General features: G+C 72.3%; 11 protein-coding genes. 2 read left to right on the forward strand and 9 right to left on the reverse strand.

Annotated elements, in window-relative coordinates:
• Positions 1–229 precede the first annotated feature (229 nt).
• From fxsA to ACFVGY_RS27340, 4 genes are all read right to left on the reverse strand, one after another.
• Positions 230–814 carry an FxsA family membrane protein gene (fxsA, locus tag ACFVGY_RS27325; protein ID WP_385681739.1) on the reverse strand — a complete coding sequence of 195 codons (585 nt, stop codon included), beginning with the start codon at positions 812–814 and terminating at the stop codon, positions 230–232.
• A gap of 163 nt (positions 815–977) precedes the next feature.
• Positions 978–1,772, reverse strand: coding sequence for a polyprenol monophosphomannose synthase (locus tag ACFVGY_RS27330; RefSeq protein WP_385681741.1), 795 nt, complete (start codon positions 1,770–1,772; stop codon positions 978–980).
• A 272-nt stretch (positions 1,773–2,044) separates the two neighbouring features.
• Positions 2,045–3,691 (reverse strand): amidohydrolase, encoded by a 1,647-nt coding sequence (locus tag ACFVGY_RS27335; protein WP_385681743.1) that lies wholly within the window; start codon positions 3,689–3,691, stop codon positions 2,045–2,047.
• Between the two features lie 89 nt (positions 3,692–3,780).
• Entirely contained in the window at positions 3,781–4,221 is a 441-nt protein-coding gene (locus tag ACFVGY_RS27340) for an Lrp/AsnC family transcriptional regulator (protein ID WP_179178588.1), read from the reverse strand.
• A gap of 218 nt (positions 4,222–4,439) precedes the next feature.
• Here ACFVGY_RS27340 and ACFVGY_RS27345 point away from each other — a divergent pair, with 218 nt between their 5' ends.
• Positions 4,440–4,877 (forward strand): hypothetical protein, encoded by a 438-nt coding sequence (locus ACFVGY_RS27345; RefSeq protein WP_385681745.1) that lies wholly within the window; start codon positions 4,440–4,442, stop codon positions 4,875–4,877.
• 134 nt (positions 4,878–5,011) lie between these two features.
• On the opposite strand, the gene ACFVGY_RS27350 is transcribed toward ACFVGY_RS27345, so the two are convergent.
• Positions 5,012–6,109 carry a phosphotransferase family protein gene (locus ACFVGY_RS27350; protein WP_385681746.1) on the reverse strand — a complete coding sequence of 366 codons (1,098 nt, stop codon included), beginning with the start codon at positions 6,107–6,109 and terminating at the stop codon, positions 5,012–5,014.
• Between the two features lie 42 nt (positions 6,110–6,151).
• Positions 6,152–7,285, reverse strand: coding sequence for a hypothetical protein (locus ACFVGY_RS27355; protein ID WP_385681748.1), 1,134 nt, complete (start codon positions 7,283–7,285; stop codon positions 6,152–6,154).
• Positions 7,286–7,513: 228 nt separating this feature from the next.
• Between ACFVGY_RS27355 and ACFVGY_RS27360 the strand changes: the two genes are divergently transcribed.
• A complete protein-coding gene (locus tag ACFVGY_RS27360; RefSeq protein ID WP_385681750.1) occupies positions 7,514–7,741 on the forward strand; it encodes a hypothetical protein in 228 nt (75 codons plus the stop codon).
• Between the two features lie 10 nt (positions 7,742–7,751).
• Here the strand turns inward: ACFVGY_RS27360 and ACFVGY_RS27365 are convergent, their stop codons facing one another.
• From ACFVGY_RS27365 to ACFVGY_RS27375, 3 genes are all read right to left on the reverse strand, one after another.
• Complete coding sequence (locus tag ACFVGY_RS27365; RefSeq protein WP_385681752.1) at positions 7,752–10,235, reverse strand: DUF6185 family protein; 2,484 nt, start codon at positions 10,233–10,235, stop codon at positions 7,752–7,754.
• Positions 10,236–10,351: 116 nt separating this feature from the next.
• Complete coding sequence (locus ACFVGY_RS27370; RefSeq protein WP_385681754.1) at positions 10,352–11,524, reverse strand: acyl-CoA dehydrogenase family protein; 1,173 nt, start codon at positions 11,522–11,524, stop codon at positions 10,352–10,354.
• 440 nt (positions 11,525–11,964) lie between these two features.
• Positions 11,965–12,117, reverse strand: a complete 153-nt coding sequence (locus tag ACFVGY_RS27375) for an SCO1431 family membrane protein (protein WP_385681756.1) — start codon at positions 12,115–12,117, stop codon at positions 11,965–11,967.
• Positions 12,118–12,311: the final 194 nt, after the last annotated feature.

Genomic DNA, 12,311 nt, shown 5'->3' on the forward strand with positions numbered 1-12,311 from the left:
CGGCCCCCCCGCGCCCCCCCCCCACGCCCCCCGCCGGCCGGCCCGCCCCCCCCCGCCCGGGGGGGGGGGCCCCCCACCCCCGGGGGCCCCCCCCCCCCCCGGGGGGGGGGGCCCCTCGGCTTGTTCCCGTGTGCCCGGTTCGTTCCCGTGTCTCGATGTCCTCGTTCTTCGGCACCGCGGGCTCGGTGCGCGGATGTCCCGGCGCGGGCTCGGTACGCGGATCCGCGGATCAGGGCGCCAGCGGCGGCCGGTACCCCGCGTCGGAACCGGGGCGGTCCTGGCCGTCCGGCCGGTCCTCGCGGATGACCTCGCCCTGGACCACCTTGCCGTCCGGCTGGTGGATGCGGGCCTGCTGGAAGGCGTCGGCAAAGCTGCCGGACCGCGCCGCGGCCATCCTGCGCTCCAGGAGGCGGCCGGCGCGGCGGCCGATCCACGCCCGGACCGGCGGTATCAGGCAGAGCAGGCCGGCGACGTCGGAGAGCAGGCCCGGCAGGATCAGGAGCAGGCCGGCCAGCATGGTGAGGGCGTTGCCCGTGCCGGGCTGGCGCGCGGCGGGCGGCTGCCCCTGCTGGGCCTGCTGGAAGGTGTCGGACAGGTTCTTGAAGGCGCGGCGCCCGGCCCGCTTGATGACCACGGCGCCGAGCACGATTCCGCCGGCGATCAGCGCGGCGACGGTGAGACCGCCGGCGGCTTCGGCCACCAGGCCGAGCAGCCAGATCTCCAGGATCAGCCAGGCGGCGATGGCAAGGGGCAGGAACGTGCGGGCAGGCGAACGCCGCCGGTGGGCCGTCGAAGTGGGTGCGCCGGTCGTCATGTCTCCAGTGTGCCCGGGCCTGCGTAAAAGCGGGCTCAGCCGGAGGTACCGGACATCCCCTAGGGGGTGCCCGGTGTCAGGCGGCGCCCAGTGCGCGGTGCGCGGTGCGCGGCGGCGGGGCTCGGCCCCCGGGGGCACGGGCCCGCGGGGAACGGCCCGGCCCTCAGGGCCTGTCCTTGTCCCGGGAGCCGCGGCTCTTGTCCAGGCCCGTCAGCTTGGCCGCGTGCGACTGCAGGCCCCACTGCGTGACCCGCCACAGGGCCTCGACCACGATGTCCCGGCTCATCTTGCTGTCGCCGAACTCCCGCTCGACGAACGTGATCGGCACCTCCACGACGCGGAAGCCCGCACGCACGGCCCGCCGCGCCAGATCCACCTGGAAGCAGTACCCGGCGGAGGCGACCTGCTCCAGGCCCAGCCCCTCAAGGGTCTCGCGGCGGAAGGCGCGGTAGCCGCCGGTCACGTCGCGGATCGGGACGTCCAGCATCAGCCGGGAGTACGTCGAGCCGCCGCGCGAGAGGAACTCCCGGCTCTTGGGCCAGTTCACCACCCGGCCGCCCGGCACCCAGCGCGAGCCGAGCACCAGGTCGGCGCCGGCCAGCGCGGTGAGCAGGCGGGGCAGCTCCTCGGGCTGGTGGGAGCCGTCCGCGTCCATTTCGACGAGGACGCCGTAGTCGCGCTCCAGCCCCCAGGTGAACCCGGCGAGGTAGGCGGCGCCCAGCCCCTCCTTGCCCTTGCGGTGCAGGACGTGCACGTGGTCGTCGCCGGCCGCCAGCTCGTCGGCGAGCTTGCCGGTGCCGTCGGGGCTGTTGTCGTCCGCGACCAGGACGTGCGCCTCGGGCACGGCCGCGCGCACGCGGGCGACGATCGGCCCGATGTTCTCGGCCTCGTTGTAGGTCGGGATGATCACCAAGGTCGTGCCGAGCGGTCCGTGGCCTCGCTGTCCGCCGTCGCTCACTGGGTCCGCCTTCGTGTTCTTGTACGTCCTGTCACAGGGAATGACTTTAGAACAGTGGTCGGGGCCCGCGGTCCTTCGGGCCGGTACGGCTCCCGCGGGCTGCGGGCGGACGTGACCGTTGTCTACTGGACGGCGGGTCCCCGGCACGGGCCACCCTCCCTGCTCTTTCGGATCGGGGGACACCCGTCCGGTGAAACCTTCCGCCGTCCGGTGGTGGGCCCGGCCGAACCTATCCGTGCCGGCCGGCGCGCACCGAACCAGGGCCCGGGGGATCACCCCTGTGGCCGTACGAATACCTCCCGACCGCCGACGACGGTCGCGAGGCACACCGGGAGGTCCCGGCCCGGGGTCAGGTCGGGCAGCCCGGGGGTGCCGGAGCGGGGGTCGGTGGACCAGCGGGCGACCCGGTCGTCGGGGGCCTGGACGATCAGCTCGCCGGTCTGCCAGAGGGCGTAGTCGGCGGGGGCGCCCGGCACCAGCACGCCCGCCCCGTCGCGGCCGAGGGCCCTCCAGCCGCCGCGCGTGTGGGCGGTGAAGGCGGCCCGGACGGAGATGCGGTGCTCGGGGGTGCGGTGGAAGGCTGCGGCCCGGACCGTGCCCCAGGGGTCGAAGGGGGTGACGGGGGCGTCGGAGCCGAAGGCGAGCGGCACCCCGGCCTTGAGCAGGGCGGCGAACGGGTTGAGCGTACGGGCCCGCTCGGCGCCGAGCCGGTCCGCGTACATGCCGTCCTCGCCGCCCCAGGCGGCGTCGAAGGCGGGCTGCACGGACGCGGTGAGGCCCAGCTCCGCGAAGGCGGCGATGGTCTCCGGGGTCATCATCTCGGCGTGCTCGATGCGGTGCCGGGCGGCGCGGACGCGGGCGAGGCCGAGCCGGTCGGCCGCCGCGCGGAAGCCCTCGACGACGGCGGTGAGGGCGGCGTCGCCGATGGCGTGGAAGCCGGCCTGGAGGCCCGCCTCCGTGCAGGCGGTGACGTGCTCGGCGATCTCGGCGGCGTCGAGGTAGCCGGTGCCGGTGGTGTGCGCGTCGGCGTACGAGTCGTGCAGGCAGGCGGTGTGGGAGCCGAGGGCGCCGTCCGCGAAGAGGTCGCCGGCTGCGCCGATGGCGCCGAGGGCCTTGGCCTGCTCCAGGTCGCGGTCGGCCCAGTAGCCGAAGACCCGCGGGCCGGGCCGCTCCCGGGCGAGGTTCAGGAGGCCGGCGAAGTCCTCGGCGGAGGAGATGTCGGGGCCGCCGCACTCGTGGACGGAGCCGATGCCGAGGGAGGCGGCGTGGTCGAGGGCCGCCCGCTGGGCCTCGGCGCGCTGGGCGGGCGTGACGGCGGCGAGCGCGGCCTTGCGGACGGCGTGGTGGTCGTCGCGGGTCAGCGGCTCGTCGCCGCGGACGGTGACGGCCGGGACGAGGTCCAGCAGGGCGGTGGTGACGACGGCGGAGTGCACGTCGATGCGGCTGAGGTAGAGCGGGCGGCCGCCGGCGGCCTCGTCGAGCTCGGCGCGGCGGGGGGCGCGGCGCTCGGGCCAGCGGGCGGCGTCCCAGCCGTGGCCCAGCAGGACGCGGTCGCCGGGGCGGCGGGCGGCGTACGCGCGGACCAGCCGGAGGGCGTCGGCGAGGGAGGCGGCGCCGGAGAGGTCCAGTCCGGTCAGGGCCAGGCCGGCGGAGGTGGCGTGCACGTGCGCGTCGACGAACGCGGGGGTGACGAGCGCTCCGTCGAGGTCGACGACCTCGTCCACGCCCTGCGCGAAGGCGTCGGCGGCACCCTCGGAGCCGACCCAGGCGATGTGGCCCCGCTCGACGACCATCGCGGTGGCGAACGGGTCGGCGGGGCTGTGTACCTCGCCGCCGCGCAGGAGGACGGTCCGGTCGGGGGCCGAGGCGGATGCGAAGGCTCCGGCGTCGTCGGCGGAGGGGGCGGTGCGGTCAGTCATGCGCACCAGTCTCCCGGTTCGCGGGGGCCCGTTCGACCGCGCCCCCTGCGTTGCGGCCCGCTCCCCCGCCGACGGGCCGCCGGGTGCCGCTAGATGCGGGGCGGGCGGGCTTCGTACGGGGTGGACAGGACGACGGTGGTGCGGGTCGAGACGTGGGCGAGGGCGCGCAGCCGGCCGAGCAGGTCCTCCAGCTCCAGCGGGGTGGCGACCCGGACCTTGAGGATGTAGTTCTCGTCGCCGGCGACGCTGTGGCAGGCCTCGATCTCCGGTACGCCGGCCAGCCGGTCGGCGATGTCGTCGGGGGCGCTGGGGTCGAAGGGCTTCACCGAGATGAAGGCGGTCAGGGGCAGGCCGACGGCCTCGGGGTCGACCACGGCCGCGTAGCCGCGGATCACGCCGCGCTGCTCCAGGCGGCGTACCCGCTGGTGGACCGCCGACGTGGACAGTCCCGTGGCCTTGCCCAGGTCCGTGTAGCTCATCCGCCCGTCCCGCACCAGCAGATCGACGATCTGGCGGTCCAGTTCCTCCATAGCGCTCATAGCCGATCAACCTACGGCCCGAGAGCGCTCCAGGCACAGTGCTGCCCGCCCACAAGTGGCACCTGCGGCGGGCATGTGACCAAAGCCACAAGGGTATGTCCTACTGCGCCGGGTTGTTGTGGTTACTCGTGCCGCGCGACGGGAAGTGGTTGGTGTGGCCGAGGCCGAAGAACATTGCCCGCCCGGCCCACCCAAGGGGGAGTACATCCATGCAGAACACCAAGCGCACCGGTCGTACGGAACCGGAGCCCCTGGATCCCGGCGTCGTCGACTACACCGACGACGCCGATGACGTCGACGACGGCGAGGGGTTCGAGATCCGCCACGCGATCTGCCCCGACTGCGGCCAGTCGATCGCCCTCGTCGCGGACGAGGAGTACCTGCCGGAGCACGCGCTCTGCCCGAGCCCGTGGAATCCGTTCGGGCTGACCGTGTGCGCGGGCACCGGCCGCCCGGCCGCCGACGCGCTGCCCGCCGTGGACGAGGGCGCGGACACCCAGGAGCTGGAGGTCGTCATGCTGACGCTGCCCCAGGGCCTGGACTGGCGTACCCAGCCGTTCTCGCACGTGGGCGGTCCCGGCTCGCGTCCGGTGCGGCTCGCGGCCACGGTTCCGCTGCAGCGGAGCCGGCACGCGCAGGCCGCCTGACGGGGCGGGAGGTCTGCTGCGCGGGCGCGGCGGGCCGATGACCGGGCCCGGGCCGTTCGGCCCGGGCCTCAGCCGTGTCCGGGGGGTGCGGGCGGCCCCGGGTACGGGGTCTGCGGCAGGGCCGCCCGTACGGGTCACCAGTAGGCGCCCCGCACCATGGCGTCGAGGGTGGCGTGGTGCAGGATCAGCCGGTCGGGCGCGGCCGGGACCTCGACCTCCCCGAAGTGGGCCTGCCGGTAGGCGATGCGCAGCATGACGATCCCGTGCCGCAGGGCGGCGTAGAGGGTGTGGAACTCCATGTCGCGCGGCGTGTGCCCGGTGAGTTCGGCGTAGCGGCGCTCCAGGTCCTCGCGGCGCAGGAAGTCGGGCAGGCCGCGCTGGCCGAAGCCGGTGGTCAGGTCCTGGAAGAAGCGGTGGAGGTAGACGGTCCAGCCGAGGTCGACCTCGCGCGGGGCGCAGGCGGCCATCTCCCAGTCGAGCACGGCCACGGGCTCGAAGCCGTCGTAGACGATGTTCCCGATGCGGGCGTCACCCCAGTTGAGGACGGCGGGACCCTCGTCGGCGGGCCACAGCTCCTCCAAGCGGTCGAAGCAGCGCTCCAGCAGCGGGGACGGGGCCAGGCCGTCCACCACCCAGGCGTAGTAGGCGCGTTGGGCCTCGACGTGCCGGCGCAGGGGGCTGCCGGATCCGTCAGGGATGAGGAACTCTGCTTCCTTGGTGGGGAATTGGTCGTGCAGGCGGGCCAGGAGGGAGATGCTCGCCTCCTGGAGTGCGGCGCGCTCCGTGTCGGTGGCGTCGTGCAGCCAGCTGCCACCGTAGGTGTAGGGCATCACGTCGGGCGGGACCCGGCCCTCGGCGCGGGCCATGACGAAGAAGGCGGCGCCGAGCGGCCCCGGGTCCTCCTCCAGCCAGAGCACGCGCGGGACGGGCACCTCGGTGTGGGCGGCGACCAGGCTCATGACCCGGTGCTGACGGGCCATGTCGTAGGCGGGGAAGACGGTGTAGGCGGCCGGGTCGGCGGCGAGGCGCAGGGCGCAGGCGCGGACCGGGGTGTCGGGGTGGTCGATGTCGAAGAGCAGGGTTTCGCTGGACATGCCGTTGGAGTCGGGGACGCGGACGCCGGACACGCGGGCGCCCGGGAGGCGGCCGTCGAGCCAGGCGGTCAGGCGCCGGGCGATCTCTGCGGGCTCCCGGGTTGAGGTGCGGGGACGTGGTGCCGGTGCTGCTGCCATGACTGCCCCTCTTGTCGTGTGCTGCCGTCGGCCGGCGGTCCGCTACGGCGCGACCGAGGCGTGGTCGGTGAAGCCGCTCGGGTCGTGGCGACCGAAGCTGCCGTGTTCGAAGATGCCGTGGCCGGTCTGACCGTCGAGGGTGAAGCGGGCCGAGTGGTCGGTGACGCCGTAGGCGGCCATGGGGTGGGCGGCGGGGACGGAGAGGTCGAGGACGCGGCGGTCGGTCCAGCCGCGGCCCTGCCAGGTGCCGTGCTGCCAGTCGGCGGCGGGCGGGTAGCCGGCGCCGACGGCGAGCGGGGAGGAGCCGAGGATCTCCACGCCGAGTTCGAGGGGTTTGCGGGCGGGGTCGGTGAGGTGGACGACGGCGCTCACGGGGTGCCGGGTGCCGGGGCGGTAGCGGATGTCGGTGTGGGGCCAGCCGAGCTGGACGTCGGGGCGGCCGCTGCCGTCGGGGAAGACCTGGACGGCCTCGTTGAGGGTGCGGTGTCCGTCGGCGTCCTCCTGGACGATGACCATGACGAACCGGTCCGGGAAGCGGACGGGGATCCAGAGCCAGTGGAAGCCCTCGGGCCGGTGCTCCTCGGCGGCCCGGCCGCCGTCCTCGCCGGGGATGGGGCGGACGCCCCAGCTGCGGTCGCGGGTGCCGGTCCAGGCGTCGGGGGTGAGGACGCGCTCCTCGCCCCCGGCGCGCAGGGTGCCGGTGACGTGGCCGGCCTGGACGAAGCGGCGGCCTTCGAGGATGAGCCGGTCGCCGCGCCGCTGGGTGTGGTGCGGTTCCCAGACGGCGGGGAACTCGGCGGTCCAGGTGAGGGCGAACGAGAGGCCGTCGGGGTCGGCGGGGTCGGGATCGCAGTGCAGGGCGATCCGCTTCAGGGGCTCCTCGACGGTGATGCGCAGAGGGCCGACGGCGAGGTTCATGCGGTCGTCGGTGAGGGCGTCGGAGGCACGGACCGCGAGGAGCCGGTCTCCGGTGCGGAGGGTGGCGTAGGCGTCGATGACGCCGGTGTTGGGGTAGACGCCGAGGCCGGCGATGAGGACGGCCCGGCCGGCGTGGTCGAAGACGTGGAGGATGCAGCGGTCGTAGGCGTTGCGGTCGCCGGTGACGACGTGCTTCATCGACAGCGGGGCCTGGTGGATGGGGTACTCGTCCAGGGGGATCGGGCGGTCCGCGGGCATGGCGCAGCTCCAGGGGTGCGGGGGCGGGGCACGGTGCGGCCGAACGGACTTGACGGTACGTCAGAAATGGTGACGGCGCCCATACTTCTGTCATTCCCTGACATCCCGGCACGTCTAGCCGCCTGCTGCGTACGACACGCGGCCGTACGGCCGTACGGGGATCCCTCGAACGGAATCTCGGAGGGCGGGTGCGGTTACCCGCCGGTCGGGCTGCGCGTTGATCCGGGCATGACCGCACTCGACACGCCCGCACCGAGACCGGCCCGACGCCGCCACCCGGCGCCGCACACCGCCGGAGAATCGGTTCGGCACCGGCAGTCCGACCCGCCGATCTACCGTGCGCTGCTGGCCCTCTGGGCCGAGGACGGCCGCACCCTGCCGGGCTACCGCGACCCGGAGTGGTCCCGCGTCGCGACGTCCCCGATCTGGCCGGCGGGGACACTGTTCGAGGCGTGAGGGGAATCGGTCACCGGCCAGGGGGCGGTCCGGTCGGTCCGCCCTCCTTGAAGGCTTTCCAGATCGTGACGAGCGCGACGATCTGAGCCAGGAAGAACGCCACCGAGGCAACGCGCATCTGGTAGACGTACGCCACCAGGCTGGCGTTGGTCGACCAGTAGCGCCGCTCGTCCCGGAATGACTCCACATCCATGACGAACCCGGTGATGGTCAAGACGGAGGCGAACGTCGCAATGAGACCGACAAGATCGGGCGCAGTTTCCCCAATAAACCGGCTGATGACATAGTCGGCCAGAGCGGGGACGGCAAATGCAACAGTGACCCAGCACGCCTTCGTCGGCCCGTGACGCCCGGGCAGGTCTCGCCACAGGGCGCCGAGGAAGAAGCCACCGACTCCCCAGACCACTTGCCACCTCAGAAGACTGGCAATGATCGCCAAGAAGCCGGATGGACCCTCCGCGATAAATACCCAGCGATCACTTCTGACAGTATAAATCCAGTACAGGAGGCCGGTCGCAGGCAAGCCGACGACAGACGCAACGAGCGCCCCCCGGCAAGCATTGCTCCACCATGTAGCCATGGGGCCGCAAGCGAAGGGCAGGTCAGTCGGCCGCACCCCTTCCGGGAGGGCTTTGTCCAGTCGATCGATCTCGGCCTCGATCACCTCCTGCGTGGCTGAATGATCGGACGGATTTGCGGTACCGAGCCGGTGCAGCCGCGATTGGAGCTCTCGGAAATGGCGTGCCAAGCGAAGCACGTCCGACCGATCGGTTCGCGAGATCACCTTACCCAAGGGCGCATCGTCAACCGTAAGTTGCTCAAGAACAGATGTAGAGGACCCCAGGGCGACGACAGCCCAGACTGCCACCAGGCCGAGAAGCAGGATCAGAAGATAGCCCGAGAATCCGAAATATAGGACGTTCGGGCCGGCCACCACAAAGAGGGAAATGAGTATGAACTTCTCCGCTTGATTAGGGGTGAACGATCCCTTCTCGTACTGCTCTGCCCGGCACACTCGGAGCACTCCGACCACGACCAGAGGCGCCATGAAAAGAATGATGTTCATCAATTGACGCATCGTTGCACGCGGGAACCACCAGAAGTATCGGTCATACCACTGATCCCGAGCCCCTTCATAGAACAGTCCGTCGGGTTCAAGGAGCCAGCTAATTCTCTCCCAAGAATTCTCGAAGGCATTGTACATCCACAGAGAGGTCGCCATTGAAATGGTTACCGCAATGGACACCATCACCCAGTCAGGAAATCTCTTACCCCCGGCAAAGAGGACCCTCTGGCCACTCGCGATCAGACCGAGGCAGCACACCGCGAGCAACACCACGTACAGGACCAAACCTACCCAAGAGGCGCCGGGTGATCCGGATAGACCAACCATGGGCAGCCACGAGTACTTGAAAAGTTCGGCATTGACGGAGAGCGTCAGCAGGAGAAGTGAAAATGCACACACGGAAATGAGCAAGCGCGTCCGCAGCCTGCCGAAGAAGCAGAGGAAGACTCCAAGGAGCAGCAGCGCAGAAAGCTCCGGCAGAGGCACGTCGTCTGGATTCCAGGACAGCACCCGCGCCGCGTGGTCGCCCATGTGAATGATCAGGCCGAAGAGCATCAGCAGCAGCGCCCAGGAGCGCAGGGTGTTGAGCGAGTCCGCCTCCTGCGGCATGGGCTTGCCGATCAAGCTCCGCCGGAGCCGGGCGCCGGAAGCGAGCAGGAGAAGACCCGTTGCAATAAACCAGAACGCGCCCGATGCGCCGTTGACGCCCAAGAGTTCCCACGGCTGCTCGTCAGGCGATGCGGTGACGGCGTTCCACTGCTGCGCCGCGGGCAGGTGCAACGTGGCCTCGGGGTCTTCCCCCGGCTGCTTGTGCCGCCACGTCAGCACGGTGCCGCCTTCGCCGAACACGGGTGCAGGGCGGGCCGACAGGGCTCCCGGTCCGCCCAGACGCACGTTCACCTTCTCCCACCGCGCGCCTGCAAGGTTCGGGGGTGGCATCAGGCGGATGAGCCACTTGTCCTTCTGCGGCGACAGCATCCACGGGCCCACACGCAGCTCGCTAAGAGTGCTGATCCATGTAACGGCCTCATAGTGGACGGCGAAGTTCTTCTCGTCGGCCTTCACCCTCGGCGGCCTGGAACGCCACTCGCCCCAGTCGGTCTCGCTCTTCTTCGCCTTGCCCACCAGGCACCACAGCGCATCGCGGTACTCGATCGAGCGAGGGTCGAGGAGCAGGTCGGCAGCGCGCTCCCAGGCCACCGGGATGGTGATGTCCATGGTGCTGGTGAGCATGCTGTTGTCGTGGCCGCGGTGCTTGAATTCAGCCGTCGCGTTGACCGTCGCGCCGGCGAGCTGATCTGCCCGGCAGGATTTCGCCGGTACGGGCTGCGGCGCCGCATGCGCCGCGCCCGGGCCGGCCAAAGCGGCGGACAGTGCCAGGAGAAGGGCGTGCAGCAGGATCAGCGCGGAGCGTCTGAGCTGGATCACCGCTCCAGGATCTTCCCCGCCGGGCCGGGGTGGGCCCGCGCGACGCGGCGGAACGCGCGCGGGTCCACCCCGACGGCGGAGGCAGGCTCACCCACTGGGGCGAGCCGCGAGCAGCGTCAGCGGGTTTCGGGGCCGGCCAGGTGGCGGGCGATGACCATGCGCTGGATCTGGTTGGTGCCCTCGACGATCTGGAGCACCTTGGCCTCGCGCATCAGGCGCTCCACCGGGAAGTCCTGGGTGTAGCCGTAGCCGCCGAGGACCTGGACCGCGTCCGTGGTGACGGCCATGGCCGCGTCCGTGCAGAACAGCTTGGCCATCGCCGCCTGCCGCGAGAACGGCTTGCCCGCGTCGCGCAGCCGTGCCGCGGCCAGGTACAGGGCCCGGCCCGCCTCGATGCGGGTCGCCATGTCGGCGAGCATGAACCGCAGGCCCTGGAAGTCGGCGATGGGGCGGCCGAACTGCGTGCGGCCCTGTGCGTAGGCGAGGGCCTCGTCCAGGGCTGCCTGGGCGACGCCGATGGCGCAGGCGGCGATGCCGAGGCGGCCGGCGTCCAGGGCGGCCAGCGCGATGGTGAAGCCCTGACCCTCCTCGCCGAGGCGCCGGGCGTCGGGGACGCGGACACCGTCGAAGTGCAGCTGGGCTGTGGGCGAGCCCTTCATGCCCATCTTCTTCTCGGGGGCGGCCGCGGAAAGGCCCTCGGCGTCGCCGGGCACGAGGAAGGCCGTGATGCCCTTGGGGCCCTCGCCGCCGGTGCGGGCGAGGACGGTGTAGAAGTCGGCGACCCCGCCGTGGGTGATCCAGGCCTTGGTGCCGTTGATGACCCAGTCGTCGCCGTCGCGGACGGCCTTGGTGGCGAGCGAGGCGGCGTCGGAGCCGGCGGCCGGCTCGGAGAGGCAGTAGGCGCCGAGCAGTCCGCCGCCGAGCATGGCGGGCAGGTGGGCGGCCCGCTGCTCCTTGGTTCCGTAGCCGGCCAGGCCGTGGCAGGCGAGGGAGTGGACGCTCACGCCGAGGCCGACGGTCAGGCGGGCCGCCGCGAGCTCCTCCAGGACCTGGAGGTAGACCTCGTAGGGCTGGTCGCCGCCGCCGTACTCGCTGTCGTACGGCAAACCGAGCAGACCGGATTCCGACAACAGGGTGAAAACCTCGCGCGGGAAGCGCCCGGCCTCCTCCTCTTCGGCGGCCCGCGGGCTAACCTCCCGCTGGATGATCTCTCGTACGAGCGCGAGGAGGTCCCGGGACTCCTCGGTGGGCAGCTGACGGTCCACCGGCTGCGGGGCGCGGTCGGTCATGGCGGCGCTCTCCTCCCTCGTGGGCGCGGCGGCGACGCGCGAGGTGTGGGACGCGCCGCCGGTAACGGTGCTCTTACAGCCGATACTGCCCGCCCGGATCACGGAAGGGGCAGTTCAGCGGCTGCGGCGGCATGAGTATGCCCGATCAGGAGCTTCTCGTCACCGGGCAAGATCACCGGAGAAATCGCAGGCGGGGGGCGGTTGCGGACACTCCGGGACGAACCCTCGGCGGCCGTCGGCGGCACGGGGGCGGCTCGGGGTGCGGATGCGTCTGCCCGGGTGGCGGGAGGAGATGGCCGGGGCGGTCGGGACGGGCGCGGCGCGCCGCAGGGGTGCGGGCGGACAACTGTCTTGCAGCGGGCGGGAGTTCCCGGATCTGCACCCTCCGGATCATGCGGCGTACCGGGCCGCGGGAGGGGACCGGCGGGACTCCCGGGCGGTCAGAGCCAGCCGAGCTGGGTGACGAACATGGCGACGACCACCACGAGGGTCCAGCCGAGCACGTGCTCCAGCCAGGAGGAGTCGTCCTGGGGGCCTCCGGTGCGGACCCGGGTCCGGACGGGGGCGGTGGGGGCGGCGCTGGGTGCGGTCATGCCGTCCAATGTGCCAGCGTTCGCGGCTTTCGCGGTAGAGACGAGGGTCACTGGTGGCGCGCGTCACACCCCCGGCCTCGGCCGTCACACCACCGGGCCCCGGCCGGCGGTCGGCCGGGGGCCGGTGTGCCGGTGGGCCCGGCGGCCGGTGGCCCGCGGCGCGGGGGTGCGGGGGCGGGGGGGGGGCCGGTGAG

Source organism: Streptomyces sp. NPDC127106 (assembly GCF_042677605.1).
In the GTDB taxonomy this organism is placed as follows: domain Bacteria; phylum Actinomycetota; class Actinomycetes; order Streptomycetales; family Streptomycetaceae; genus Streptomyces.

Coding starts and splice junctions, on each gene's coding strand:
- fxsA (WP_385681739.1), bottom strand. CDS start 814: ATGACGACCGGCGCACCCACTTCGACGGCCCACCGGCGGCGTTCGCCT.
- ACFVGY_RS27335 (WP_385681743.1), bottom strand. CDS start 3,691: ATGACTGACCGCACCGCCCCCTCCGCCGACGACGCCGGAGCCTTCGCA.
- ACFVGY_RS27340 (WP_179178588.1), bottom strand. CDS start 4,221: ATGGAGGAACTGGACCGCCAGATCGTCGATCTGCTGGTGCGGGACGGG.
- ACFVGY_RS27345 (WP_385681745.1), top strand. CDS start 4,440: ATGCAGAACACCAAGCGCACCGGTCGTACGGAACCGGAGCCCCTGGAT.
- ACFVGY_RS27350 (WP_385681746.1), bottom strand. CDS start 6,109: ATGGCAGCAGCACCGGCACCACGTCCCCGCACCTCAACCCGGGAGCCC.
- ACFVGY_RS27355 (WP_385681748.1), bottom strand. CDS start 7,285: ATGCCCGCGGACCGCCCGATCCCCCTGGACGAGTACCCCATCCACCAG.
- ACFVGY_RS27360 (WP_385681750.1), top strand. CDS start 7,514: ATGACCGCACTCGACACGCCCGCACCGAGACCGGCCCGACGCCGCCAC.
- ACFVGY_RS27370 (WP_385681754.1), bottom strand. CDS start 11,524: ATGACCGACCGCGCCCCGCAGCCGGTGGACCGTCAGCTGCCCACCGAG.
- ACFVGY_RS27375 (WP_385681756.1), bottom strand. CDS start 12,117: ATGACCGCACCCAGCGCCGCCCCCACCGCCCCCGTCCGGACCCGGGTC.